The organism is Microbacterium oleivorans, assembly GCF_013389665.1.
Taxonomy (GTDB): domain Bacteria; phylum Actinomycetota; class Actinomycetes; order Actinomycetales; family Microbacteriaceae; genus Microbacterium; species Microbacterium oleivorans_C.
Genome location: NZ_CP058316.1, coordinates 2,460,998 through 2,486,947 on the forward strand (window position 1 = coordinate 2,460,998; position 25,950 = coordinate 2,486,947).

Annotated in this window: 20 protein-coding genes; 15 read left to right on the forward strand and 5 right to left on the reverse strand. The window is 72.3% G+C overall.

Annotated elements, in window-relative coordinates:
• The first annotated feature begins 97 nt into the window (after positions 1–97).
• Entirely contained in the window at positions 98–1,876 is a 1,779-nt protein-coding gene (locus HW566_RS11675) for an ABC transporter ATP-binding protein (RefSeq protein ID WP_178013076.1), read from the forward strand.
• A 3-nt stretch (positions 1,877–1,879) separates the two neighbouring features.
• Here the strand turns inward: HW566_RS11675 and HW566_RS11680 are convergent, their stop codons facing one another.
• Together HW566_RS11680 and HW566_RS11685 are read right to left on the reverse strand one after the other, a co-directional pair.
• Entirely contained in the window at positions 1,880–3,181 is a 1,302-nt protein-coding gene (locus HW566_RS11680; protein WP_256728688.1) for a family 43 glycosylhydrolase, read from the reverse strand.
• Between the two features lie 27 nt (positions 3,182–3,208).
• On the reverse strand, positions 3,209–5,203 hold the full coding sequence (locus tag HW566_RS11685; protein WP_256728689.1) for a DUF6807 family protein: 1,995 nt from the start codon (positions 5,201–5,203) through the stop codon (positions 3,209–3,211).
• A gap of 100 nt (positions 5,204–5,303) precedes the next feature.
• Here HW566_RS11685 and HW566_RS11690 point away from each other — a divergent pair, with 100 nt between their 5' ends.
• The 14 genes from HW566_RS11690 (at position 5,304) to HW566_RS11755 (ending at position 21,104) form a co-directional block, all read left to right on the forward strand.
• A complete protein-coding gene (locus HW566_RS11690) occupies positions 5,304–6,395 on the forward strand; it encodes a Gfo/Idh/MocA family protein (protein WP_178013079.1) in 1,092 nt (363 codons plus the stop codon).
• Positions 6,392–7,366, forward strand: coding sequence for a family 43 glycosylhydrolase (locus HW566_RS11695; protein ID WP_178013081.1), 975 nt, complete (start codon positions 6,392–6,394; stop codon positions 7,364–7,366). Before HW566_RS11690 ends, HW566_RS11695 begins: the two co-directional genes overlap by 4 nt.
• Positions 7,367–7,548: 182 nt before the next feature.
• Positions 7,549–8,847 (forward strand): ABC transporter substrate-binding protein, encoded by a 1,299-nt coding sequence (locus HW566_RS11700; protein ID WP_178013083.1) that lies wholly within the window; start codon positions 7,549–7,551, stop codon positions 8,845–8,847.
• Positions 8,848–8,919: 72 nt separating this feature from the next.
• Positions 8,920–9,912, forward strand: a complete 993-nt coding sequence (locus HW566_RS11705) for a carbohydrate ABC transporter permease (protein ID WP_178013085.1) — start codon at positions 8,920–8,922, stop codon at positions 9,910–9,912.
• Positions 9,909–10,835 carry a carbohydrate ABC transporter permease gene (locus HW566_RS11710; RefSeq protein WP_178013087.1) on the forward strand — a complete coding sequence of 309 codons (927 nt, stop codon included), beginning with the start codon at positions 9,909–9,911 and terminating at the stop codon, positions 10,833–10,835. The genes HW566_RS11705 and HW566_RS11710 overlap by 4 nt, the downstream gene beginning before the upstream one ends.
• 2 nt (positions 10,836–10,837) lie before the next feature.
• Complete coding sequence (locus HW566_RS11715; protein WP_178013089.1) at positions 10,838–11,506, forward strand: hypothetical protein; 669 nt, start codon at positions 10,838–10,840, stop codon at positions 11,504–11,506.
• A 74-nt stretch (positions 11,507–11,580) separates the two neighbouring features.
• A complete protein-coding gene (locus HW566_RS11720) occupies positions 11,581–12,864 on the forward strand; it encodes an ABC transporter substrate-binding protein (RefSeq protein WP_178013090.1) in 1,284 nt (427 codons plus the stop codon).
• 58 nt (positions 12,865–12,922) lie between these two features.
• Positions 12,923–14,446 carry an arabinosylfuranosidase ArfA gene (arfA, locus tag HW566_RS11725; RefSeq protein ID WP_178013092.1) on the forward strand — a complete coding sequence of 508 codons (1,524 nt, stop codon included), beginning with the start codon at positions 12,923–12,925 and terminating at the stop codon, positions 14,444–14,446.
• A gap of 233 nt (positions 14,447–14,679) precedes the next feature.
• Positions 14,680–15,807 (forward strand): Gfo/Idh/MocA family protein, encoded by a 1,128-nt coding sequence (locus HW566_RS11730; protein ID WP_178014907.1) that lies wholly within the window; start codon positions 14,680–14,682, stop codon positions 15,805–15,807.
• 14 nt (positions 15,808–15,821) lie between these two features.
• Positions 15,822–17,024, forward strand: a complete 1,203-nt coding sequence (locus HW566_RS11735; protein ID WP_178013094.1) for a dihydrodipicolinate synthase family protein — start codon at positions 15,822–15,824, stop codon at positions 17,022–17,024.
• Positions 17,021–17,905 (forward strand): sugar phosphate isomerase/epimerase family protein, encoded by an 885-nt coding sequence (locus HW566_RS11740; RefSeq protein WP_178013096.1) that lies wholly within the window; start codon positions 17,021–17,023, stop codon positions 17,903–17,905. The genes HW566_RS11735 and HW566_RS11740 overlap by 4 nt, the downstream gene beginning before the upstream one ends.
• A 9-nt stretch (positions 17,906–17,914) precedes the next feature.
• Positions 17,915–18,949, forward strand: a complete 1,035-nt coding sequence (locus tag HW566_RS11745; protein WP_306171773.1) for a LacI family DNA-binding transcriptional regulator — start codon at positions 17,915–17,917, stop codon at positions 18,947–18,949.
• A complete protein-coding gene (locus HW566_RS11750; RefSeq protein ID WP_178013098.1) occupies positions 18,946–20,109 on the forward strand; it encodes a glycerate kinase in 1,164 nt (387 codons plus the stop codon). Before HW566_RS11745 ends, HW566_RS11750 begins: the two co-directional genes overlap by 4 nt.
• Positions 20,106–21,104 (forward strand): Gfo/Idh/MocA family protein, encoded by a 999-nt coding sequence (locus tag HW566_RS11755; protein ID WP_178013100.1) that lies wholly within the window; start codon positions 20,106–20,108, stop codon positions 21,102–21,104. Before HW566_RS11750 ends, HW566_RS11755 begins: the two co-directional genes overlap by 4 nt.
• A 38-nt stretch (positions 21,105–21,142) precedes the next feature.
• On the opposite strand, the gene HW566_RS11760 is transcribed toward HW566_RS11755, so the two are convergent.
• Genes HW566_RS11760 through HW566_RS11770 form a run of 3 tightly spaced genes read right to left on the reverse strand, consistent with a single transcriptional unit; the run spans position 21,143 to position 25,826 of the window.
• Positions 21,143–22,807, reverse strand: a complete 1,665-nt coding sequence (locus HW566_RS11760; RefSeq protein WP_178013102.1) for an acyltransferase — start codon at positions 22,805–22,807, stop codon at positions 21,143–21,145.
• Complete coding sequence (locus HW566_RS11765; protein ID WP_178013104.1) at positions 22,804–23,916, reverse strand: substrate-binding domain-containing protein; 1,113 nt, start codon at positions 23,914–23,916, stop codon at positions 22,804–22,806. Before HW566_RS11765 ends, HW566_RS11760 begins: the two co-directional genes overlap by 4 nt.
• Complete coding sequence (locus HW566_RS11770; protein ID WP_178013105.1) at positions 23,913–25,826, reverse strand: heparinase II/III domain-containing protein; 1,914 nt, start codon at positions 25,824–25,826, stop codon at positions 23,913–23,915. Before HW566_RS11770 ends, HW566_RS11765 begins: the two co-directional genes overlap by 4 nt.
• Positions 25,827–25,950 lie beyond the last annotated feature (124 nt).

Sequence of the window (25,950 nt, forward strand, 5' to 3'; positions counted from 1 at the left end):
GCGGCCGGCGGGCACGCGCCGCGGGCCGCGCGGAACGGGCGGCATCCGATTCCGGCCCGGGCCTTGTGATGCACCGCGGCGGGCCTAGCATGGAGGGGTGGCAAGGAAACCGCTTTCCCGACCCGCGGACCTGATCGACGGCGCTCACCCCGCTCGATCCGTCCTGCGGCTCTTGGCCCGTCGTCCCGGGCGGATGTCGCTGGCCGTGCTCGCGTTCACGTTCAAAGAGATCCCGCTGTGGTTCCTCCCGGTCATCACGGCGGCGATCATCGACATCGTCGCCGGTGGCGGCGCGGTGAGCTCGGTGGTCGGGTGGTTCATCCTCGCCGTGGCGCTGTTGCTGCAGAACTACCCGAACCACATCCTGTACACGCGCAACTTCATGACCGTGGTCCGCGACACCGGCGCCGACCTGCGCAATGCGCTCGCGGCCCGGCTGCAGAGCCTCTCGATCGGCTACCACTCGCGGGTGAGCTCCTCCATCGTGCAGACCAAGGTCGTACGCGACGTCGAGAACGTCGAGCTCATGCTCCAGCAGGTCACGCACCCCCTCCTCTCGGCCACCATGGTGATGATCGGGGCGCTGACGATGACGGCCGTCGCCGTTCCGCAGTTCCTGCCCGTGTACGCCCTCGCCGTGCCGATCGCCATCGGCATCCGGTACGGCATGCGCAACCGGTCGAGGCAGCGCAACGAGGTCTTCCGCCGCGAGGTCGAGGTCTTCTCCGCCCGTGTGGGCGAGATGGCCTCCCTCATCCCCGTCACCCGAGCCCACGGCCTCGAAGAGACCGCGGTCACCCGGGTCAGCACGGGCGCCGAGGGCGTGCGGCGGGCGGGGCTGCACCTCGACATGCTCAACGGCCACGTCGCCTCGATCTCGTGGGTCGCGATGCAGCTGCTGGGGGTCGGATGCCTCGTCCTGGCCGCGATCTTCTCGCTGACCGGCATCCTTCCCATCTCCCCGGGCGAGGTGGTGCTGCTCTCGACCTACTTCACCCTCCTGACGCAGGGGCTGACCCAGCTGCTGATGCTCATCCCGGTGGGAGCCCGCGGTCTGGAATCGGTGCGGTCGATCGCCGAGGTGCTGCAGGAGCCCGACCTCGAGCAGAACGAGGGCAAGCGCCGCGTCGACGCCGTGACCGGCGACATCCGACTCGAGCGAGCGAGTCACCGCTACGCCGGCGCCGATGACGACGCGCTGCACGAGATCGACCTGCACATCCCCGCCGGGCGCACGTACGCCTTCGTGGGCTCGTCGGGCTCGGGCAAATCGACCCTGCTCAACCTCGTTCTCGGCTTCGTCCGCCCCACCTCGGGCCGCCTCACGATCGACGACGCGGATGTACAGGAACTCGACCTGCGCACGGTGCGCCGGTCGGTGTCGGTCGTGCCGCAGGAGTCGGTGCTGTTCGAGGGGACCATCCGAGAGAACGTCGCCTACGGGCTGCCCGATGTCACCGACGAGCGCATCGAGCGGGCGCTGCGCGACGCCAACGCGTGGCAGTTCGTGCAGGAGCAGCCCCGCGGATGGGACACCGTGGTCGGCGAGCGGGGCGCGCGGCTCTCGGGTGGGCAGCGGCAGCGGCTCGCGATCGCCCGTGCGCTCGTGCGCGACCCGCGCATCCTGCTGCTCGACGAAGCCACCTCGGCGCTCGACCCCGAGTCGGAGGAGCTGGTCAAGGACGCCCTCAGCCGCCTCATGCGCGGCCGGACGACGCTCGTCGTCGCGCACCGGCTGTCGACCGTTCGCCAGGCCGACCGCATCGTCGTGCTCGAGCGGGGCCGCATCGTCGAGCAGGGCACGCACGACGAGCTGCTCGACGCCGCCGGGCGCTACGCGCACCTGCACGCCACGCAGGCCGGTCTCGCCGGCTGAGCGTCAGGTCGCCGGGAGCACCCGCACAGCGCTCGTGCGCACGCGGCAGTCCGTTGCGCCGTAGGGCGTGCCGTCCTTCGTGCTCCACGTCGGCCTCTCTCCGGTCGCCTCGACCCGCAGCCGATACCGCCCCGCCGCGAGCGGCCCGGTGAGGAACCGGATGCCGTCGGCGGCGACACCGCTGTAGAAGTCGACGATCGCGGTGAGACGGTCGCCGTCGCCGTCCGCAGCCGACGACTCGAGCGTGACGCGGGCGTAGCCGCTGTCGGGGCCGACCGTGCCCATGAGGGCGACGCGGTCTCCCGCGTCGATGGCGAACGGTGCGGTGACGTGCGACCGCCCGGCGGTGAGGTCGGCTGCCGCGGGCAGCACGGCCGCGTCGGCGAGCAGGTCGACGGCCTCGCCCGAGGTCGGGAGCCAAGCCGGAAGGAAGGGGCCGAGACGGGGCACGCCCGCATCGTCGAGATGCAGCGGCTGCCAGACGGACGTGGCCGCCGAGGCCTGGCGGGGGAACGACCAGCGATCGCCGAGGTACATCGGCGGCGCCTCGGGTCCGGCGTCGACGAAGACGAACCCGCACTGCGAGTCGTGGGTGCGCGTACCCGCGGGCGCCAGCAGACCCGAGGGCTCCCACGGTCCGGCGGGCGACGGCGCACTGAGGACGTAGTTGTCGTTGCGCTCCCAGCTCGTCTTGTTCGAGAACAGCAGGTGGTACCGGCCGCCCGCCCGGATCATCCCGGGCGACTCCCCGCCCGGCGCCACCCCGGCGGCGACCTTCTCCGCGGCGCTCGTGTAGTCCTCGGCGAGCCGGTAGACATCGCCCTCGTGGACGAGGAGGTACCCGGTGCCGTCGTCGTCCTGGAAGGACCCCACGTCCCACCGGCGCAGCGGCTCACCCGCGAACGTCACGGGTCCGCCGAGCACGTAGGGCCCCCGGAGGTCGTCGGCGACGGCGAAGGCGATGTGCGGGTCGGTGTATCCGAGGTCGTCGGCGTGCAGGAACATCACGTATCGCCCTGTGCTCGGGCACCGCATCACGGCCGGGCGCTCGCCGATGCGATCCGGGCCGAGCAGGCCGTCGGGCTGCGGCGGGAGCGCGAGTCCCTCGAACGTCCAGGTCGCCAGGTCGGGGGACGAATAGCACGAGAACCCCGCGAAGGCGTTGCGGTCATCGGTCTTGTACTCGCCGAAGAGGAAGAACCGGTCGCCCTCTCGGACGATGCAGCCGGCGTGCGCGTTGACGGGCGAGCCGGAGTCGTCGAACCAGGCGACGCCGCTGACGACGGGGATCGGATGCTGCGGCACGGGCGCTCCTTCGAGTCGGGGATCGGGTCAGGGCGCCACGAGCTCGGCGACGGCATCGTCGCCGAGACGCCCGTCCGCGACGAGCACGCGGTACGAACGCCGCACCGGTGCCGAGCGGGATGCCGCCACGGCACGATCCCAGGCCAGCGACGCGCCCACGCCGGGGTAGTCCGAGACGCGCACGAACCACGGGTCCCGGGCCGAGGCCTCATCGGCAGGGGCGAGGGCGATCGTCGCCGCCCGGTCGCCGAGGTCGTCGCGGCCGTGGCGCGTGCCTTCGTCGCCGGGCGCCACGGCGAAGCTCGCCGACCAGGCGAGCCACGGCGAGAGGGAGCCGTGCACGGCTCCCTCCCCCCGCGCGTGCGGGGTCCGCACATCGACGTCGGTGCACGCGGGCAGACGCCAGGAGAGGCCGCCGTATCCGCCGCCCGCGCGGCCGTTGCTGCCGGGGCTTCCGAGCAGCACGGTCCGATCGGATGCCGGTGTCAGCGCGAAGTCGATCTCCCAGACCACGCTCGTGTCGGCGCGACGGAGCAGGCGGATGCTGCGGTGCTCGCGCAGCAGGAGGCTGCCGTCGGGGCCGACCCATCGCAGATCGAGCGTCGCGCCGTCGGAACCGGGCTCGACGCGCTCGATGTCGACCCGGCCATGGTCGCCCCGCCAGACGTATCCCGCGGCCGGCGTGAAGGTGCGTCCGCCCCAGAAGTTCGCGCCGTCGACGTCCTGCAGCGCGACGCCGACGCCGAGATGCCAGTCGTGGTCGGCCGGGTGGTGATCGGTGACGACGACGCCGCCGGGCGTGCGGAGCGGGTGCAGGTAGGGCCGCGGACTCGACGACCGGGCCGTGCCCGTGCCGTCGACCAGGACCGCGAGCGGGTCGTCCGGACCCGGCAGAACGAGCGCAGGCTCGGGAGCGGTCGCCGGGCGGGCCCAGGGCACGTGGAGCTCGGCGAAGGTGGCCTCGGCATCGACGGCGCGCGTGATGGCGTCCTCGATCCCGGGCACGACGACACGGCGTGCGAGCCCGTCGCCGTGCGCCGTCAGATACGCCGGGTCGATGGGCAGGGGGCGGGTGCGGCCGATGACGTCGACGACCGCGACGAAGGCGCCGGCGGCCGACAGGGGGGAGAGCAGGGGAGTGCCCGCGTCGCGATGGTCGAGCAGGTTCTCCAGCAGGTCGTCGCGGTCGAAGCGCTCGCGGCGCCCGTCGACCTCGACGACGTCCTCCGTGTAGAAGAAGCGTGCCGACCGGCGCCGCCCGTGCACCTCGACGTAGGGCTCGTGAGGGTCGTCGGCGCAGAGCGTGAGCCCGGCGGTGACCCGGATGCCGCCGGTGGTCGTCACCCGCACCAGGCTCGTGTCGTCGCCTTCGATGGGGTTGGCGCGATACAGGTCCGCGGTCACCTGGGCGATCTCCGACGCCGCGGTCGTCCCGGCCAGGGCGAGCGCCGTGGCCGTCGCGTGGGCGAGCGGATTGGTCGTGACACCGTCGACGACCGCGACGCCGTCGAGCTCCCGCCGCCCGGCCCATCGGCTGCGCTGCCAGTAGGCCCGGTCGCGAGACCACAGTCCGACGGCGCCGATCGCGCGGACCGGGCCGAGGTCGAACCGGTCCGCGGCGAAGGCCGCGAGCGCGCGGGACCCGAGGCTCTGGAAACCCACCTGAACCTGCGTGCCGGAGCGGTCGGCGGCCTCCTCGAGCACCTGCAGGTCGTGCAGGGTCAGCACGGGGGGTTTCTCGAGGTACAGATCGATCCCGCGCGAGACGACCAGTCGGGCGAGTTCGAGATGGGTGTGCAGCGGCGTGGCGACGATGACCACGTCGATCCCGTCGGTTGCGGTCAGCAGCGAGGCGAGGTCCGGGAACACGCGGGTGTGGCTCGGCAGTGTGCCCGTGTCGGGCTCCCGCGGATCGGCGGCGGCCACCAGTCGGACGCGATCGCCGAGGCGGCGGAGGTTGTCGAGGTGAACGGCTCCGTAGCCGTGCACGCCTACGAGGGCGATGGTGGTGGGGCGTGGCATCCGGGCTCCTGACGACTCGTCCATCATGTCAGCAAGCGCTTTCCCATCGGCGGCCGGCGCCGTCTACCATGTTCCCGACCGCCGAAAGAGATGAGAATCGATGAGCCCTGTGTTGCGCTGTGCTCTGGTGGGCACCGGTTCGGTGGCCAACCTGCACGCCCGAGCCGTCGCCGCCCACCCGCGGGCCGAGCTCGTCGCCGTCACCGATGTGAATCGGGGCGCGGCCGAGGCCTTCGCCGGCCGCTACGGCGATCCGCGCGTGCACGACGACCTCGACGCCCTCCTGAGCGCCGAGCGCCCCGATGTCGTGCTGATCTGCACACCGCCGGCGGTGCATCGCGACCAGGCGCTCGCCGCGCTCGCCGCCGGGGCGCACGTCGTGGTCGAGAAGCCGCCGGCGCCCTCGCTCGACGAGCTCGACGAGATGCGTGCGGCGGCTTCGGCCGCCGTCCGCCACCTCGCGGTGGTCTTCCAGCAGCGCACCGGGACGGCCGCCGCCCACGTGCGGTCGCTGCTGAGCTCCGGAGCGCTCGGGCGGCCGCTCATCGCCACCTGCCAGACCCTCTGGTACCGCGGGGCGGACTACTTCGCCGTGCCGTGGCGGGGCACCTGGCAGACCGAGGGGGGTGGGACGACTCTGGGCCACGGCATCCATCAGCTCGATCTGCTCGCGTACCTGCTCGGTGACTGGCGGACGGTCCAGGCGCGGCTGTGGCGCCTCGACCGCGACACCGAGACCGAGGACGCCTCGACGGCGACCGTGCTCTTCGACAGCGGCGTCGTGGCACAGGTCGTCACGAGCGCGGTGTCGCCGCGCGAGACGAGCTCGATCCGCATCGACACACAGAAGGCCACGGTCACCGTCGACCACCTCTACGGGCACGGCCACGAGAACTGGGCCATCACGCCTGCGCCGGGATTCGAGGACGAGGCGCGGGCGTGGGCGCTCCCCGAGGCCGAGGAGCGCAGCGACCACGCGCCCCTGCTGCGCGACGTCTTCGATGCGATCATCGGCGGCACGCCGTTGCCCGACACCGCATCCGACCCGGCGCGCTCGCTCGAGCTCGTCGCCGCCGTCTACGCGTCGGCGGCCGCCGACGGGGCCGTGGTGACGCCCACCGACCTGGCGGGGCATCCGACCCATCGGCGGGGGTTCGCGAGCCCGGTCGTCGATCTGCGGCCGAACCCGTGACCGCCGACGGCGCGGCGCGGGGCGGGCCCGCGGAGCTGTACCGCGACCCGGTCTACGACGGGGCGACCGACCCGGTAGTGGTCGTGGCGCCCGACGGCTGGTGGATGTTCTACACGCAGCGCCGCGCGACGCACCCGGACCCCGGCCCGGGGGTCGCGTGGGTGCACGGGTCGCGCATCGGTGTCGCCCGCTCCGCCGACGGCGTCGCGTGGCGCTACGCGGGGACGCTCGAGCCGGATGCTGCGGGCCTGAGCCTCGAACCGGGTGCACCGCCGAGCGAGACCGACCGCACCCACTGGGCCCCCGAGGTCGTCTTCGACGGCGACTCGTGGCGCATGTACCTCACCGAGATCGACGGCGTTCCCGACCGCTGGCCCGGTCACGCACGGGCGATCGTCGAGTACGTCTCGGCCGACCTCTCCGTGTGGCGGCGCGTCGGCCCGCTCGCGCTCTCGAGCGATCGCGTGATCGATGCCGCCGTCGCGCGCACCCCCGACGGCCGGTGGCGCCTGTGGTACAAGGACGAGGCGGCCGACTCGGTGACCATGGCGGCGGTGTCGGAGGACCTGGACTCGTGGCGCGACGAGGGCGTCGCGATCGGCGGGCGTCCGCACGAGGGCCCGAGCGTCTTCGAGCTCGCCGGGCGCTGGTGGATGATCGTCGACGAGTGGCGGGGGATGGGCGTGCACGTCTCGGACGACGCCGTCAGCTGGCGCCGGCAGGGCGGCGCCGACGACGTCGTGCTCGGGCCGGGAACCGTGCCCGGAACGGGGTGCGGGCATCACGGCGCCCCGGCGCGCGACGGGGAGGACCTCTGGTACTACTTCTTCGCCCAGCCTGCCGCGACACCGGATGCGGGCGACGACGGCGCGTCGGCCGACGGGATCGATGCGCGCCGTTGCGCGGTCTACCGCGTGCGCCTGCGGGTCGACGGGGGCCGTCTCGTGTGCGAGGCTGAGGCGGCGGACTGAGACCGGTAACAGCCCCGAGATCACGGGATGGAATCGGATGCGCCGTCATCCTTGCGAAACGTTTCACGGCGTAGTACGGTTGCCGGCAAGCGCTTTCCCGGATGGGGACGCGCGCACCTGCACACACGGACAATGGACGTTCGCGCGCACCGAGACGACGACGTTCGGCAGAGAGGACAACGATGTTCACCAGAAAGCGAGCACTGACCGGAGTCGCGATCGCGACCGGCGCCGCTCTGGCCCTGGCGGGATGCGCCGGCGGCGACACCCCGGCCGGCGAGGCCACGTTCGACCCGAACGAAGAGGTCACCCTCAACCTGGCGTTCTGGGGCAACGACGTTCGCGCCGAGCTCTACAACGAGGCGATCGCGGCGTTCAACGAGGAGTACCCGAACATCACGGTCAACTCGACGTTCCTCGGGTTCCCCGAGTTCTGGGAGAAGCGTCAGACCGAAGCTGCCGGCGGCGGCCTCCCCGACGTCATGCAGTTCGACTACTCGTACCTGCGCCAGTACTCCGAGAACAACCTCCTGCTCGATCTCGAGCCCTACCTCGGCGGCATCATCGAGACCGATGGCCTGGCCGACAACATCCTCGGCATCGGCGTCGTGAACGACACCACCTACGGCATCGCCACCTCCACCAACGCGTGGGGCCTGTTCACCAACCCCGTCCTGCTCGAGCAGGCCGGAGTCGAGGAGTTCGCCGGCGGAAGCTGGGAGGACTACGACGACTGGATGCGTTCGGTGACCGAGGGTGCCGGCGGCGCGTTCTGGGGCGGCGGCGACTGGACCGGTCGCATCCAGAACTTCGAGCTCCAGCTGCGCTCCGAGGGCGGCAACCTCTTCAACGAGGACGGCACGCCCGGCTTCGACGAGGAGCGCCTGGCGGAGTTCTGGGAAGAGGGCGCCGACATCCGCGAGGACGGCACCATCATCCCGCAGGCCCGCGTCGAGGAGCTCGCCCCGAAGGGCGGCTTCGACTCCGCCCTGACGGCGAGCGAACTCACGTGGGACAACTTCGGCGCCGGCTACCTCGGCGGACTCGGCGAGGGGTACACCGAGCTCGGCCTCGTCGCCCCGCCCGTCACCGAGGAAGGCACCAAGGACCTCTACCTCAAGCCCTCGATGCTGCACACGATCTCGGCCAAGACCGCGCACCCGGAGGCCGCCGCCACGCTGGTGAACTTCCTCGTGAACTCGCCCGAGTCGGGTGAGATCTTCGGTACCAACCGTGGTCTGCCCGCCTCGCAGACCGCGCTGGACGCGGCCGACCTCGACCCGCTGAGCCAGCAGGTGAAGGACTACGAAGAGGCCATCGCCGACCGCCTCGGCGACGCCCCGCCCGTGCCGATCGTCGGCTACGGCACGCTCGAGGAGGAGTTCCGCCAGATCGGCCTCGAGCTCGCCTTCGGCACCATCACGGTCGATGACGCGGTGAGCCGCTTCTTCTCGCAGATGGACATCGTCCTCAACGGATGACCCGATCCCCGTGGGCCGGCGCGCAGCGCCGGCCCACGGGCTCCCCTTCCTCCCCGCATCCTCAGGAGCATCGTGACCACTACCGCCACCCGGGTGATCGTCACCAAGGACTCGTCGCGTCGCGGCCTCGTCCGCAAGCAGCGTCCCGAACGCCTCGACCGGCCCGGCGCCCGCAAGCGCGCGGTGCGCGAGAACGTCGCGGGGTACGCCTTCCTGCTGCCGTGGCTCGTCGGCTTCTTCGGCCTCACCCTCGTGCCGATGGCGTACTCGCTGTACCTGTCGTTCACGAGCTACAACATCTTCTCGCCGCCCAAGTGGATCGGCCTGAACAACTACATCCGGCTGTTCACCGACGACCCGAGCTTCATGCAGTCGGCGCAGATCACCCTGGTGTACGTCCTGGTGGGCACCCCGATCTCGCTGATCGCGGCGCTGCTCATCGCCCTGCTGCTGAACTACCGCGACAAGGGCGCCGCGTTCTTCCGGTCCGCCTTCTACGCTCCCTCGCTCATCGGCGCCTCGGTGTCGGTCGCGATCGTGTGGCGTGCGATGTTCGCCACCGACGGCCCGGTCGACAGCGGCCTCAACGTCCTCGGCATCGAACTCGGCGGCTGGATCGGCAACCCCTCGCTCATCCTGCCGATGATGATCCTCCTCGCCGTCTGGCAGTTCGGCGCGACGATGGTGATCTTCCTCGCCGGCCTCAAGCAGGTACCGAAGGAGCTCTACGAGGCGGCCGAGATGGACGGCGCGAACGCCTGGCGCCGGTTCCGTGCGGTCACCGTGCCGATGCTCTCTCCGGTCATCTTCTTCAACCTGCTCCTCGGCCTCATCGGCGCGTTCCAGGTGTTCGGGTCGGCCTACATCATCTCGAACGGCACCGGCGGCCCCGCCGGCATGACGAACTTCATCACGGTCTACCTCTACAAGACCGGCTTCGCCGACGGACGCATGGGCTACGCCGCCGCCATCGCGTGGGTGCTCCTCGTCGCCGTCGCCATCATCGCCCTCATCCTCTTCCGCACCCAGAAGTCGTGGGTGCACTACTCGGGAGACAACCGATGACCACCTCACCGACCTCCCCGCTGGCGACCGACATCGTCTTCGCCGCTCAGCAGACGACCCCGACGCCGCCGCGGCGGCGCCGGGTCAAGCGCAAGACCTGGCAGACGGTCCTCTGGTTCGCCGTCCTCATCGTCATCACCGTCGTGGTGCTCTACCCGCTGGTCTGGCTGCTCTTCTCGACGTTCAAGCCGAACAGCGAGTTCGGGCAGAACATGGGGCTGCTGCCCGAGGCCCCCACCATCGACAACTACGTCAAGGTCGCCGAGGGCATCGCGGGCGTGCCGATGTGGCGCTTCTTCGCGAACTCGCTGCTCATCGCCGGCGTCTCGGTCATCGGCACCGTCATCTCGTCGGCCCTCGCGGCGTACGCCTTCGCCCGCCTGCAGTTCAAGGGTCTCGGGATCCTGTTCGCGGCGATGATCGGCACGCTGCTGCTGCCGTTCCACGTCGTGATCATCCCGCAGTACATCCTGTTCAACAACCTCGGCATGGTCGACACCTACTGGCCGCTCCTGCTGCCGAAGTTCCTCGCGACCGAGGCGTTCTTCGTCTTCCTCATGGTGCAGTTCATCCGTCAGATGCCCCGTGACATGGACGAGGCCGCGAAGATCGACGGCGCCGGTCACCTGCGGATCTTCTGGTCGATCATCCTGCCGCTGATCAAGCCCGCGCTGATCACCTGCGCGATCTTCAGCTTCATCTGGTCGTGGAACGACTTCCTCGGGCCGCTGCTGTACCTCACGAGCCCCGAGAACTACCCGCTGCCCATCGCGCTGCGCCTCTACAACGACCAGACGTCGTCGAGCGATTACGGTGCCACCGTCACCGCCTCGTTCATCGCGCTGGTGCCGATCCTGCTGTTCTTCATCGTCTTCCAGAAGTTCCTGGTCGACGGCGTCGCGACCCAGGGTCTGAAGGGCTAGCGATGTCGACCGACGAGCGGCCGCGCACGCGGCGCGACGAGCGGGCGGCCATCCGCGCCGACCGTACCGGCAGCGGGCCCACCCGCGACGCCCGTCCGCAGCTGCGCCACCCGGGCGCTGCGGGTGCCTTCGCGCTGCTGGGCGAGGTGCTGATCGTGGGGCTGCTCGTGACCGTGGTGTCGCTCGCGGTCGTCACCCTGCCCGCGGCGCTCGCCGCCGGCATCCGCCACCTGCGACGTTACGTCGCCGCCGAGGACTCGCGGTTCGCGCTGTTCTGGGTCGACGTCCGCTCCGGCCTCCTCGGCGGCTCGGCCGTGGGCGCGGCCGCGCTGGTCGCCACGCTCGTCCTGCTCATCGACATCGACCTCGCCCGCTCGGGGTTCCTCCCCGGCGGCGCCCTCGTCGAGTCGGTCGGCTGGGCCGGGCTCGCCGTCGTGTCGGTCGCGCTGCTCCTGGCCGCGGGGGCCTGGAGCCCCGAGCTCGGCTGGCGCGGCGCGGTCCGTGCCATCCCCGATGCCGCCCGAGGCGACGTCGTCGGCGTGCTCTACCTCGTCGCGACCGCCGGCTTCGTCGTCGTGGTCACCTGGGCGCTCCCGCCGTTGTTCCTCGCCGGCATCGGCTGCGCCGCCCTCGCGGTCGTCGCCATCCCCGCCCGCCCGCGCCGGGGCTGACCGCCACCGCACGCCGCCCCGGCGGCCTCCCTCCGACCCGTCCCCCCGGGCTCATTCCCGATGAAAGGACACCCATGAAGACCACCCGGCTGCTCGCATCGATCGGCATCGCCGCCGCCGGTGCGCTGGCCCTCAGCGGATGCGGCGGCGCAGCGACACCGACCGCAGCTGCGTTCGACCCCGACGAGAAGGTCACGCTGACGTACGCGTTCTGGGGCAACGACGACCGCGCCCAGCGTTACGATCAGCTGATCGCGGCGTTCAACGAGGAATACCCGAACATCACCGTCAACGTCAGCTTCACCGACTTCCCCAGCTACTGGGAGAAGCGTCAGACCGAGGCTGCCGGCGGCGGTCTGCCCGACGTCTTCCAGTTCTCCGACAGCTACCTGCGCCAGTACGGCGAATCGGGCAACCTCCTCGACCTCGCTCAGGTCTCCGACCAGATCGACATGTCGACCTTCGACGAAGGGCTCCTCGGGACGGGAGCGCTCGACGGCACGCAGTACTCGCTCCCGACGGGCTACAGCCTCTGGGCGAACTTCGTCAACGACGACCTCGTCGCCCAGGCCGGCGTCGCCGCGCCCGAGTCCGGCACCGACGTCGCCGAGTTCGACGACTGGATGGCGGAGGTCACCGAGAAGACGGGCGGCGCCGTGTACGGCGGCACCGACTACACGCAGCGCATCCAGGGCTTCGAGCTCGCGCTGCGTGCGGACGGCGGCAACCTGTACACCGAGGAGGGCGAGCTCGGATTCACCGAGGACGACCTGCGCGCCTACTGGGAGAGCGGTGCCGAACTGCGCGAGGGCATCACCGTGCCGCAGCAGCGCCTCGAGGAGCTCTCGCCCAAGTCCGGCTTCGGCGCTGCTCTGACGGCGAGCGAGATGAGCTGGAGCAACTTCCTCGGCGGCTACCTCGCCGACTCGGGCGCATCGTCGATCTCGATCGTCGCCCCGCCCACCGCCAAGGCCGGCTCGAAGGACCTGTACCGTCAGGCCGGGCTGCAGGTGGCGATCTCGTCGAAGACGGAGCACCCCGAGGCCGCCGCGCTCTTCCTCGACTTCGTCGTCAACTCCGCCGCCGCAGGCGAGATCTTCGGCACGACGCTGGGCTTCCCGGCCTCGACCTCGAAGCTCGAGGGTGCGACCCTCGAGGGGCCCGACAAGCAGGTCGCCGACTACATCGAGTCCGCGGCCGACCGCATCGGCGACGCCCCGCCGGTTCCGATCGCCGGCTACGGCACGCTGGAGCAGACGTTCTGGGAGCTCGGCAAGTCGCTGGGCCTCGGCACGACGACCGTCGACCAGGCGGTGGAGCAGTTCTTCTCCGAAGCCGACGTCGTCATCAACGGATGATCATCCGGGGCTGCCGTGCACCGTCGCGGCAGCCCCGCCCATTCCAGGAGCAGACCCCATGACCACCCCGAACGCCGTCATCGATCCCCGGTTCGAGATCGCTCGCATCGACCGCCGGGTGTTCGGCGGATTCGTCGAACACCTCGGCCGTCACATCTACGACGGCATCCACGAGCCCGGGCATCCGGCAGCGGACGCCGACGGATTCCGAGCCGACGTCATCGAGCTCGTACGCGAGCTCGGGGTCTCGACCATCCGCTACCCCGGCGGCAACTTCGTGTCGGGGTACCGGTGGGAGGACGGCGTGGGCCCCCGGGAGGATCGACCGCGCCGGCTCGACCTCGCGTGGCATTCGACGGAGACCAACGAGGTGGGTCTCCACGAGTTCGCCCGGTGGCTCGAGCTGGTCGGCAGCGATCTGATGCTCGCGGTCAACCTCGGCACGCGCGGCACGCAGGAGGCCATCGACCTGCTCGAATACGTCAACGCCGACGCCGACACGGCGTGGACGCGCCGACGGGCGGCGAACGGCCGGCCGTCGCCGTTCGGGGTGGGCATGTGGTGTCTGGGCAACGAGATGGACGGCCCGTGGCAGCTCGGCCACCGCAACGCCGACGACTACGGCAAGCTCGCCTCGCGCACCGCCAAGGCGATGCGGATGCTCGACCCCGACGTCGAGCTGGTCGTCTGCGGGTCGTCCGGCAGCGGCATGCCGACGTTCGGCTCGTGGGAGCGCACGGTGCTGGAGCACACCTTCGACGACGTCGACTTCATCTCGTGCCACTCCTACTACCAGGAGCGCTTCGGGAATGCGCAGGAGTTCCTCGCCTCGGGCGTGGACATGTCGCGGTTCATCTCCTCGGTCGTCTCGATCGCCGACGCGGTGGCGGCGACGAAGAAGAGCGACAAGCGCATCATGATCTCCTTCGACGAGTGGAACGTCTGGTACCTCCACAACGACGAGGGCGGTCAGGACGACAAGCCGCTCGAGGCGGGCTGGCCGGTGGCGCCCCGCCTGCTGGAGGACCGCTATCACGCGCTGGACGCCGTCGTCTTCGGCGACCTGCTCATCACGCTGCTCCAGCACAGCGATCGCGTGCGATCGGCGTCGCTGGCGCAGCTGGTCAACGTCATCGCGCCGATCATGACCGAGCCCGGCGGCCCGGCGTGGCGGCAGACCACCTTCTTCCCGTTCGCCCTCACCTCCCGCCTGGCGGGGGAGCGGGCCGTCTCGGTGCCCGTCTCGTCGGGGTCGTTCGACAGCGAGCGGTTCGGCACGGTCGCCAACGTCAACGCCGTCGCGACCATCGACGGCGAGGGGGTGTCGCTGTTCGTCGTGAACCGGTCGACGACGGACACCGAGGCCCTGAGCATCGACATCGCCGCGGTCGCGGCATCCTTCGGTCGGGACCTGCGCGTCGCCGAGTCGCACCTGCTCCACGAGGACGATCGGTACGCGGCCAACACCCTCGCCGAGCCGGAACGCGTCGGCGTGCGGGCCCTGCCCGACGTCCGCACGCACGAGGGCGAACTGAGCTTGTCGCTGCCCCCGATCTCCTGGGCGGCCGTCCGGCTGTCCTGACGGCGGAGGTGGCGCTTCCGCCGGGTGTCCCGTCGAGGTTCCGGCGCGTGCGCCACCTTCTCGCCGGAGATCGGTTGCGCGGGGCAACCACCTCGATCTACAGTATGGGAAAGCGCTTACCACTCTGGGTGGACAGCGAACGATTCGAAGGACGATCCGTGTCAGAGACGACAACCCTCAGCCCCGCGCCGGCCTCGGCGACCGCCCCGCAGGTCCGCGAGATCGGCATCATCATGAACGGCGTCTCCGGGCGCATGGGCTATCGCCAGCACCTCGTGCGCTCGATCCTCGCGATCCGCGACCAGGGCGGCATCGAGCTGCCCGACGGCACGAAGGTCACCGTCAAGCCGCTCCTCGTCGGACGCAGCGAGGCCAAGCTCGCCGAGCTCGCCGCGCGCCACGGCATCGACGACTACACGACCGACCTCGACGCCGCGCTGGCCGATCCCCGCTGGGAGATCTACGCCGACTTCCTCGTCACGAAGGCGCGCGCCACGGCTCTGCGCAAGGCGATCGCCGCGGGCAAGACCATCTACACCGAGAAGCCCACCGCCGAGTCGGTGGAAGAGGCGATCGAGCTGGCGAAGCTCGCCGCCGAGGCCGGCGTCAAGACGGGCGTCGTGCACGACAAGCTCTACCTGCCCGGGCTGCAGAAGCTCAAGCGCCTCATCGACTCGGGCTTCTTCGGCCGCATCCTCTCGGTGCGCGGCGAGTTCGGCTACTGGGTCTTCGAGGGAGACTGGCAGCCCGCGCAGCGTCCGTCGTGGAACTACCGCGCCGAAGACGGCGGCGGCATCATCGTCGACATGTTCCCGCACTGGAACTACGTGCTCGAGAACCTCTTCGGCGGCGTCAAGACCGTCTACGCCCAGGCAGCGGTGCACATCGCCGACCGCTGGGACGAGCAGGGCGAGCACTACACCGCCACGGCAGAGGATGCCGCCTACGGCGTCTTCGAGCTCGAGGGCGGGGTCGTCGCGCAGATCAACTCGTCGTGGACCGTGCGGGTGAACCGTGACGAGCTCGTGGAGTTCCACGTCGACGGCACCCACGGCTCGGCGGTCGTGGGCCTGTTCGGCGCGAAGATCCAGCCGCGCAACGCCACCCCGAAGCCGGTGTGGAACCCCGACCTCGAAGACGGGCACGACTACGACGCCGACTGGCAGAACGTCCCCACCAACGACGTCTTCCTCAACGGCTTCCGCCAGCAGTGGGAGGAGTTCCTCACCTCCTACGTCACCGAGACGCCCTACGAGTTCGACCTGCTCGCCGGTGCGCGCGGTGTGCAGCTCGCCGAGGCGGGCCTGCGCTCGAGCCGCGAAGGCCGCAAGGTCGAGCTGCCGGTCCTCGCGCTGGACTGAACGGGACCATCACGATGACCGAGCTCACCCTCCTGGGCGCCGACGGCGCGCTGTCGTCCGTCGCCCTCGCAGACGCCCCCGCGTTCACCCGCCCCACCGCCCCGCTGCGGAGCCGCGTGGCGTACGCCGCGGCACACGTCGTGCCGCTGACCCACGGCGACAACACCCCGGGCCAGCCGGCGCGGATCGACTGGGACGCGACCCTCGGCTTCCGTCGGGCGGTGTACTCCTGGGGCTTGGGCGTCGCTGATGCGATGGACACGGCCCAGCGCAACATGGGCCTCGACGCCGCGGCCACGCGCGAGCTCATCGCCCGCTCGGCCGAGGTCGCGCGCGAGGAGGGCGGCTCGGTCGTCGTGGGCGTCAACACCGACCACGTCGAGGCCGAGCACATCTCGCTCGACGAGGTGATCGACGCGTACAAGAGCCAGCTCGCCTTCACCGAGGAGCAGGGTGCCGGTCCCGTGCTCATGGCCTCGCGCCACCTGGCGCGCGCCGCGCAGTCGGCCGAGGACTACCGCCACGTGTACCGCGAGGTGCTCGCGTCGGCGTCGGGGCCCGTCGTTCTCCACTGGCTCGGCACCGCGTTCGACCCCACCCTGGCGGGATACTTCGGCGCCGCCGACTGGCGGATCGCGGCCGATGTGCTCGTGGAGATCATCGGCGAGAACGTCGAGAAGGTCGCGGGCGTGAAGATGAGCCTGCTGGATGCCGCCTCCGAGGTCTCGGTGCGGGAGCGGCTCCCCGAGGGCGTACGCATGTTCACCGGCGACGACTTCAACTACGTCGGCCTCATCGGTGGCGCCGATGTACCGCAGGCGCGTCAGCCCGACCGGGATGCCGCCTCGTCGCGGCAGCACTCCGACGCGCTCCTCGGCGCGTTCGCGGCGATCACCCCGGTCGCCTCGGCGGCCATCCAGGCCCTCGACGCCGGCGACGCGGAACGCTATCTGTCGATCCTCGAGCCGACGGAGGAGCTCAGCCGCCAGGTGTTCGCCGCCCCGACCTTCTACTACAAGACGGGCGTCGCCTTCCTGTCGTGGCTCAACGGCCATCAGGCCGCCTTCCAGATGGTGGGCGGACTACACTCCGCGCGCAGCCTGCCCCACCTCTCGCGCATCGTCGAGCTCGCCAACGCGGCGTCGGCTCTCGAGGACCCCGAGCTCGCCGCCGACCGCTGGCACGGCATGCTCCGTCTGAACGGGCTCGGCGCATGAGCGCGGACCCGCGGCTGTCGATCAACCAGGCCACGATCAAGTACGCCGATCTCGCCACGGCCCTCCGCGTGACCGCGGCAGCGGGCGTCGAGGCGATCGGGCTCTGGCGCGAACCGGTGCAGGAGGTCGGGCTCGCCACGGCGTCCGCCATGCTCTCGGACTCGGGCCTGCGCTTCACGACGCACTGCCGCGCGGGCTTCTTCACGATGCCCGAGGGCCCGGCCCGCCGCGCCTCCCTCGACGACAACCGCGTCGCCATCGACGAGGCGGCCACCCTCGCGGCGGCCGGCGCCGCGGGATCCACCGCGATCCTGGTGCTCGTCGCCGGGGGCCTCCCCGAGGGGTCGCGTGACATCGTCGGCGCCCGCGAGCTGGTCCGCGACGCGATCGGCGAGCTCGCGCCGCACGCGAAGGCCGCGGGCGTGACGCTGGCGATCGAGCCGCTGCATCCGATGTTCGCCTCCGACCGGTGTGTCGTCTCGACGCTCGGGCAGGCCCTCGACATCGCGGCGGACTTCGAGCCGGAGGTCGTCGGCGCCACCGTCGACACGTTCCACATCTTCTGGGATCCCGACGTCCTGCCCGCCATCGAGCGCGCGGGCCGCGAGCGTCGCATCGCCACCTATCAGGTGTGCGACTGGAAGACGCCGCTGCCGGCGGACGTGCTGCTGAGCCGGCACTACCCGGGCGACGGGGTCATCGACTTCGCGACCCTGACCCGTGCGGTCGAGGCGACGGGGTACGACCGCGACATCGAGGTCGAGATCTTCAACGCCGACATCTGGGCGACGGATGCCGCCGCCGTGGTGGAGCGCACCGCCGCGGCCTTCGGCGCCGTCGTGTCGCCGCACCTCGCGGCTGCGCGAGCGGCCACCGCCTAGACTCTGCTCGTGGGACAGACGGGGATGTCGCCGCGTGGGTCGGCCACGCTGCACGACGTGGCACGCGAGGCCGGGGTGTCGCTGGCGACGGCATCGCGCGCCCTCAACGGATCGACACGCAAGGTGGCCGACGCCTATCGGGAGCGCGTCGAACAGGCAGCCGCCCGCCTCGGCTACACCGCGAACCTGTCGGCCCAGGCCACCGCCCGCGGCACCTCGGCCATCGTCGCGCTGCTGGTCGCCGACATCGCCGACCCGTATTTCGGCCAGCTCGCCGCCGGTGTCGCGCGCGGCGCGGACGAGGCCGGCCTCGTCGTCACCGTCGCGATCACCGAGCGCGATCCCGCCCGTGAGCTGCGCCTCGTGCGGGCGCTGCGCGGGCAGCGTCCCCGCGGCATCATCCTGGCCGCCTCGCGCACCTCGCGCGAGATGACCCCCGAGCTGGCGGCCGAGCTCGACCTCATCTCCGCCGGCGGCGGCACCGTCGTGGCCCTCGGCCCGGGTGCCCCCGGGGTGCGCAGCATCGCGATCGACAACCGGGGCGGGGCGCACGCGCTCGGGGCTGCGCTGGCCGAGCGGGGCTACCGCGACGCCGTCGTGCTCGCCGCCGCCGAGGGCGTCGTCACCAGCGACGACCGACTCGCCGGCTTCGCCGCGGGGTTCACCGCCGGTGGCGGCGCCGAGCCGCGCGTGTACCGCGGCGGGTTCAGTCGTGAGTCGGGCGCGGAATCCATGACGGCCGCGCTCGCCGACGGCGTCGCCCCGGGAACGGTGGTGTTCGGCATCAGCGACGTCGTCGCGATCGGCGCGCTGACGGCGGTGCGGGCAGCCGGCCGCGAGCCGGGTGCCGACATCGCCCTCGCCGGCTTCGACGACATCCCCACCGGGCGCGACGTCACCCCGCCGCTCACGACCGTGCGCGTCCCCCTGCCCGACGTCGGTTACCGCGCGCTCCGCGCGGCGGTCGACGGCGATGCCGGTGCCGACGCGTCGTCGCTGCCGCTCGACGTGCTGGTGCGCGAGAGCACCCCTGCGCGCCCGTGACCGGCACGTCCCGCGTCGTCGTCGCGATCGACAGCTTCAAGGGCTCGATCGGGGCCGCCGACGCTGCGCGCTCGATCGCCGCGGGCTGGCATGCGGTCGACCCCGAGGCGGCCGTCGAGCTGCGCCCGATGGCGGACGGCGGCGAGGGCACCCTCGAGGCGTTCGCCGCCGCGGTGCCCGGCGCGCGCCGGATGCCCGTCGAGGTCATCGGTCCCGCCGGCACCGCGGTGGCGGCATCCTGGCTGCTCCTGCCCGCCGGTCACGGCGGCGCGGCGGGAACGGTCGGCGTCGTGGAGCTCGCCTCGACCTCGGGCATCGAGCTGCTCGGCGCCCGGCGTCGCGGCCTCGACGCCGACACGAGCGGGTTCGGCCAGGCCATCGCCGCCGCGCTCGACGCCGGCGTGGACCGCCTCGTCCTGGGCATCGGGTCGAGCTCGTCGACGGACGGCGGGATCGGGATGCTGCGCGCCCTCGGCGCCCGCGTCACCGACGCCACCGGTCATGAGGTCGCACCCGGGGTCCGCGGGCTGTCCGCCATCGCCGACGTGGACCTGTCGGCGCTGCGACCGCTCCCGGCGGGGGGAGCGGTCGTGCTCAGCGACGTCTCGAACCCGCTCCTGGGAGAGCGCGGCGCCGCCGCCGTGTTCGGCCCGCAGAAGGGCCTCGAGCCGGCCGGCGTCGCCGATGCCGAGGCGGGATTGGCGCGGTGGAGCGCGAGCGTGCCGGACGGCGCGTCGCTGGCGGCGACACCGGGCGCCGGCGCGGCCGGCGGCACCGGGTTCGGACTGCTCGCCTGGGGCGCGCGATTGACGCCCGGGGCGCGTGAGGTCGCCGAGCTCATCGGCCTGGCCGAGGCCGTCGCCGAGGCGGAGCTGGTGATCACCGGCGAGGGATCGTTCGACGGCCAGTCCGCCGCCGGCAAGGTGCCGGCCTTCGTCGCCGAGCTCGCCGCACGCGCGGGCGCGCCGGCGGCTCTGGTCGCCGGCCGCATCGCCGCCGACGCGGACACCGCCGCGTTCGCGGCATCCGTCTCGCTCACCGAGCGGGCCGGGAGCGCCGCGGCGTCGCTGGCCGAACCCGCCCGGTGGTTGCATGAGGCCGGAGCGATGCTGGCGCAGCGACAACGGCGCGACGGCGCGGCGTCGTCGAACGCGCCGTGACGGGCGAGGCGGGCCCGGTGCGCTGGGCGGTGCTCGGGCCGGGCCGGATCGCCGAGAGCTTCGTCGCCGGCCTGCGCGAGACCCGGACCGGGGTGCTCGCGGGCATCGGCAGCTCCGATCCCAACCGCGCGCGCGCCGTCGCCGATCGTCTCGGTGCCCAGCACGCCGGACGCTACGACGACATGATCGGCCGGGACGACGTCGACGCCGTGTACGTCTCGAGCATCCACCCGGCGCATCTCGAGCTGGCCGAGGCCGCCCTCCGTGCCGGCCGAGCCGTGCTGTGCGAGAAGCCGCTGACCCTGACGGCTGCGGACACGGCCCATCTGATCGCGACCGCGACCGCGGTCGGCGTTCCCCTCGTGGAGGCGTACAAGAACCGCTTCTCGCCGTTCGCGCGGGCATTGGAGTCCGCCGTGGCGCTCGGCGGCATCGGCGGCGGCCTGCGCCTGCGCGCCTCGTTCGGGTTCCGGGCCGAGCCCCGGGAGGGACGTCTGTTCGATCCGGCACTCGGCGGCGGTGCTCTGCTGGATGTGGGCGGATACCCGCTCGCTCTCGCCGTGCAGGTGGCCGAGGCCGCCGGTGTGGCGCTCGGCGCTCTCCGGATCGGCGACGTCGCGGGGCGGATCGGGCCCACCGGCGTCGACGAGCACGCCCGGGCCGTCGTCATCGCTCCCGGGTTCACCGCGCACGTCGAGACCTCGATCCGTTCCGAGCTGCCGCGCTCGGCCGAGGTCGTCGGCGACCGGGGCCGTGTCGTCCTGCCCGACGCGTGGGGCTCGCGGCTCGCCTCGGCCGGCGAGCTGCGGATCGTCGACGACGCGGGGGAGCGGGTCGAGCGGCCCGCCGTGGTGAATCCGTTCGCCGCCGAGGCCGACGCCGTGGCGGAGCTGCTCGTCCGCGGCGAGATCGAGTCGCCCGCGATGCCGTGGGCGCACAGCATCGCCGTCGCGCGTCTGCTCGATGACTGGGCCGCGGCCCTGCGCCACGCCTGACCGCGCGGGCGACCCTGACCGGGAAAGGCCGGGCGAGATCAGCGAAGGGGAGCGGGCTCCGGGCGGTGCACGCCACGCGGCCGATAGCCGAGCGCTTCGGCGTGCCCGAGCAGGTCGGCGAGGTACCAGACGATGGCCAGCCACATCTCGGTGCCCTGCAGCCCCGGGTCGTCGCCGAGGAGCCGGAAGCTCATTCCAGAACCGGCATGCCAACCGTCGAGGGCTGCATCGAGGAGGCGCCCGGCGAGCTCGTCGACCTCCGCGCGGCGGTGTCCGCTCGCGCGGGTCAACCACAGCGGGTGCGCGACATCGAGCACGTTGCAGGCGTCGAAGGCGCCGGGCGAGAACCACCGGTCGTCCCGGGCGTGGCGCAGAACCGTGTCGATCACGGCCTCGGGATGCGGCAGCGGCAGCCCGTGCTGCGCGAACGTCCCCCGCGACGCGCGGTAGAACCCGTTGACGAGCAGCAGCAGGCCGCGGTCGGGCGTGGCTCGCCCCCACATGCCGCTCGCGGCATCCGCTCGGGTGATGAGCCAGCCGAAGAGGGCCTCGGCGGCACCGGGAGCGAGCGCGTCACCGCGGCGCCGCGCCCACAGGAGCGCGGTGCCGAGGGCGTCGACGTGATGTCCGGCGTTCCACGGGTCGCTCTCCCACGGCAGCTCCTCCAGGCGCGCGATCAGCGAGGCCGGGGTGGCGTCGGTGATGAGCCCGACCGGGTGCGCGAACGAGGACCCCAGCAGGTCGAGGGCGTAGCCGGTGCTCAGTACGTGGTAGGCGGTGTCGCCGTCGGTCCAGTCGGGCGGGGCGATGGCGCCGAGCGGAGGCACCGCACCGGTGACGGCATCCTGCCACCGCCGAAGGCGGGCGACGAGCTCGTCGCGGTCGGTTCGCGGGGGCACGGTGCCGAGGAGGAGGTCGGCGATCTCGATCGCGTCGCCCTGTGCGCGCACCGTGGCGGCTGCTCCGGGGCGGTCGGCGAACAGCCCGGTGCGGTCGTCGAGCGCGCCTTCGAGGATGCCGACGGCCTCGGCGCGGGCGGTGTCGGCGAAGACCCGCAGCCGCGCGTCGCGAGCGGCGTCGGCGGGCCGGTCGCGCGAGCCGGCGCGGGCGGGGACCGTCGGGTCGGATACGGGTGCGCCCTCGGCCGGCGGCACCCGCCATCGCAGCAGCCGGGCCGGGTTCCCGCCGACGATCGCACCGGCCGGGACGTCCTTGGTCACGACCGCTCCGGCCGCCAGCACGGCCGAGTCGCCGACGCTCACCCCGTCGAGCACGACGACGTGGGAGCCGATCCACACGTCGTCGCCGACACGGATGCCGCGGCTGGTCAGCGGCTGCCGGAAGACCGGCGTCCCCGGCTCCATCGAGTGGTTGAAGCCGAGGACCGAGCTGTGCGCGCCCATGCGCACACCGTCGCCGAAGACCACGTCGCCGCGCACGACCGTCGACGGGTTGATCGAGCAGTCGGCGCCGATTCGCAGCGTGCCGGTGAGGTACGCGCCGGCAGCGATGTACGAGCGGTCGCCGAGCGCGAGGGCGTCGGCGTCGAGCGCTGCGAGCGATGACACGAAGCACCCCTCGCCGATGGACCAGGTCGGATGCTCGCGCAGCGCGTCGTCCTGCCGGCTCCGCTGAGCCGCCCGCGCCTCATCCGAGGCGGTGGTCCAGAAGTCCCACGGCGAGTAGTCGTGGCGCTCGATCATGCCGGGTCCGTCCGGGGCGCGACCGTGGACTCGCGGACCACGAGGGTGGGGTTGAGCATGACCCGGCGGGTGGGCCGGCCCGGGTCGGCCATGCGCGAGACGAGCAGTTCGACCGCGGTCTCGCCCACGCTCACCCGCGGGGGAGCGATGGCGGTCAGCGCCGGGGTGAACAACTCGGCGACCTCGTCGTCGTACGCGACGATCGACAGGTCCTCCGGCACCGAGATGCCGCGGTTCAGCGCCAGGTCGACGAACGCCATCGCCTCGGGGTCGGAATGCACCAGGAGGGCGGTCACGCCGCTGCCGAGCGCCCGGTCGAGCGTCGCGTCCACCGCCGCCGAGAACTCGGCGCTCGCGCGGTCGGGGAGGGTGGTCTCGATGTGCTCGCCCGGGGTGAGTCCGAGCTCCTCGCAGGCCGACTGCCAGCCCGCGGCGATCTTGCGCGAGGTGGGGGAGTTGCGCGAGAGCACCAGGCCCACCTTGCGGTGCCCGAGCGATGCGAGGTGGCGGGCGGCGAGCACCGCGCCGAGGGCGTGGTCGGTGGTCACCGCCTCGACCGGGACCCCTGCCGGCTGCACGGTCGCGTCGCGCTCGACGAGGACGCTCGGCGTGCCGCACTCCGCGAGCCACTGCACGACGTCCTGCGAGTGGGGCGTGTCGGTGTTGGGGGCGACGATGAGGCCGCGCACGTCGCCGCTGGCGACGAGCCGCTCGAGCACCGGGCGCTCGTCCTGCAGCTCGTACGAGGCGCCGCGCAGCTGCACCTTGAGGCCGTGGCGTCGTGCCGCGGTCTCCATGCCGCGAACGACGCCGGGCCAGTAGAAGTTCAGCGAGGGGACGAGCACGGCGATCGATCCGGTGGTGCGCTCGCGGGCGGCGGGGGCGGCGGTCGGGCCGGCGTGCTGTGCGCCGGTGGGGATCGCCCCGCCGTGCACGCGTTGCAGCAGGCCCTCCTGCTCCATCTGGGCGAGGTCGCGGCGCAGCGTCACGGTCGCGGCGCCCAGCTCGTCGGTCAGCTGCGAGATGCGCACGGCGCCCTCGCGCTCCATGGCGGCCAGGATGTGCGCACGGCGTTCGGCGGCCAGCAGCGCCGGTGTGGGGTCGGTCATGATCGCTCGTCCTCGTTCCGTTCCTGTTCTACCGTGACACGCAGCTCGGTGCGGCCGTCGACGCCGATCTCGAGTCGCGTGAGGCTGCGGCCCCAGACATCCGAGAGCATCGGGTCGTCGAGGTCGCGGGCCTCGAGGGTGTGGGGCGCGTCGGCTGCCCACGCGATGCGGACGGGGCCCGCGCCGTCGAGCGGGACCACGCGCGCCCAGCCCGGGCCCGCCGTGACCTCGCCGGCGAGCAGCAGGCGCACCGCTGTCGCCGGGCCCGCACCCTGCCAGCGGTCGTGGATCTCGACCCGAGCGGCCCGACGGTCCAGGCTCGTCTGCCGCCGCCACGTCGCCACGGCGCCCGGCGGGTACGCCCCGCCGATCTCGACATCCATCGCCGGTATCTCATCCGAACGGGTGAGGCGGGCATCGGATGCCGCGAATGCGCGCCCGGGCGGCTGCGACAGGCCCGACACCCGCGGCACGCTGTGCCAGTCGCTCTGCATCGTCCAGATGTCGTAGCGGTGGGGGCCGAAGGTCTGCGCGGTGTAGGTCGGGCGGCCCGCGTCGACGATCACGGGCACCCCGTCCGAGGCGACGATCACCGAGCCGACGTCGTTGTGGTTGTGGTTCTCGTCGTTGTGGCCGCCCTTGAGCACGACGGTCAGCCCGGCGGGCGAGCCTTCGGACGCGCGGGCGAGCCACACCTGCGTGGAGGGGAGCCATACCTTGCGCGGCAGGGGGCTCGCCTCCGGCGCGGGGGTCTCCGGGTTCGTCGCGGCGAGCCATTCGCGGTCGGCGAGGGCGCGCAGCATCCGGCCCAGCCCGGCGTCCTCGCCGGCCGCCGGTCCGTCGAGCGTGCGCTGGGCGACGATGGCGTGGCGCTGCGCGGCCGCATCGTCGACGACCCGGGCGGCGCGGTGCAGGGCGTGCCAAGGCTGGTCGGCCGGTGGCCGGGCGGGGCCGTCGGCGAGGTTGACGTACCAGGGCCCGCCCAGGTGGGAGCGGTGCGGGAAGGCCACCGTCTCGCGCAGCGCCGGAACCGCGGCGACGGGATCCCACGCGCCCCCGGTGGCGAAGGCCAGCAGGTCGAGGGCCTCGAGCGCGCGGCACGCGCCGTTCCACCAGTACGCGTAGCCCTCGTCGATGGCACCGTCGCCCGGCAGGGCGGCGACGTAGCGATCGATGCCCTGGGCCGCGAGCGCGACCAGCCGCTCCCGGCGCACCTCGTCGTCGCAGAGGGCGAGCGCGGCCACGAGGACGTTCCCGTGGATCCACGGGTTCCAGTTGTGCACGTCGCCGTCGAGGCCGATCCAGTGCCAGTCGCGGCGCTCCAGGAACGGCGCGAACACGCGCACCTCGGCCTCGTGTCGCACGCGCCGTCGCACGCCGGGGTACCGCTCGTCGAGGCGCGCGCCGAGCACGTGGTCGATCCACGCCAGCTGCCCGACGACTTCGCCCGCCCCCAGATCGAGGAAGGGATCGGTGACGGTCGCCAGCACGCTGCCGTGCCGGCTGCGGGTGTCATCGTGAGCCGGCCAGCACCACGACGACTGCTCGGCCAGCAGCCAGACACCGTCGGCGACCTCGTCGAGCCATCGCGGGTCGTCGTCGACCAGCGCAGCCACGACGGCTCGGCTCAGCCTCCGCTGACGCTCGAAGACCCGTTGCTCGTACATGTCGCGATCGCCGTCGCCGTGCACCCGGGCCGCCTGGCTCGCCAGCGGCTGCGGCCACGCGGTGTCGAGATCGGCGCGAGCGCGGGCCAGCAGCGGCGCGAGCGTGGCGTGCGGGATCCCGCGCCCACCGCGCAGCCCGGCGGCCGGTACCGGCAGGGCGCGGCCCACGGGCAGCAGCGTCGCGGCGACGTCGCGGCAGAGCGCGGCCAGCGGGCCGGCGAAGCCGTCGGTGTTCCAGAGCACGGGACTCCTCGTCGAGTTCGAACGGATCCGCGTGGTGCGATCTCCGGCGTCGGTCCTGCGAACCGATCAGAATCGATCATAAGGAAACGAAGAAGATCTTGCAATGATCGAAATGCGTTGCTAA

Excerpts from the sequence above, each read along its gene's own strand:
- HW566_RS11700 (WP_178013083.1), top strand. The coding sequence starts at position 7,549 with ATGTTCACCAGAAAGCGAGCACTGACCGGAGTCGCGATCGCGACCGGC.
- HW566_RS11730 (WP_178014907.1), top strand. The coding sequence starts at position 14,680 with ATGAACGGCGTCTCCGGGCGCATGGGCTATCGCCAGCACCTCGTGCGC.
- HW566_RS11735 (WP_178013094.1), top strand. The coding sequence starts at position 15,822 with ATGACCGAGCTCACCCTCCTGGGCGCCGACGGCGCGCTGTCGTCCGTC.
- HW566_RS11740 (WP_178013096.1), top strand. The coding sequence starts at position 17,021 with ATGAGCGCGGACCCGCGGCTGTCGATCAACCAGGCCACGATCAAGTAC.
- HW566_RS11760 (WP_178013102.1), bottom strand. The coding sequence starts at position 22,807 with ATGATCGAGCGCCACGACTACTCGCCGTGGGACTTCTGGACCACCGCC.
- HW566_RS11685 (WP_256728689.1), bottom strand. The coding sequence starts at position 5,203 with ATGCCACGCCCCACCACCATCGCCCTCGTAGGCGTGCACGGCTACGGA.
- HW566_RS11720 (WP_178013090.1), top strand. The coding sequence starts at position 11,581 with ATGAAGACCACCCGGCTGCTCGCATCGATCGGCATCGCCGCCGCCGGT.
- HW566_RS11715 (WP_178013089.1), top strand. The coding sequence starts at position 10,838 with ATGTCGACCGACGAGCGGCCGCGCACGCGGCGCGACGAGCGGGCGGCC.
- HW566_RS11765 (WP_178013104.1), bottom strand. The coding sequence starts at position 23,916 with ATGACCGACCCCACACCGGCGCTGCTGGCCGCCGAACGCCGTGCGCAC.
- HW566_RS11690 (WP_178013079.1), top strand. The coding sequence starts at position 5,304 with ATGAGCCCTGTGTTGCGCTGTGCTCTGGTGGGCACCGGTTCGGTGGCC.
- HW566_RS11710 (WP_178013087.1), top strand. The coding sequence starts at position 9,909 with ATGACCACCTCACCGACCTCCCCGCTGGCGACCGACATCGTCTTCGCC.
- arfA (WP_178013092.1), top strand. The coding sequence starts at position 12,923 with ATGACCACCCCGAACGCCGTCATCGATCCCCGGTTCGAGATCGCTCGC.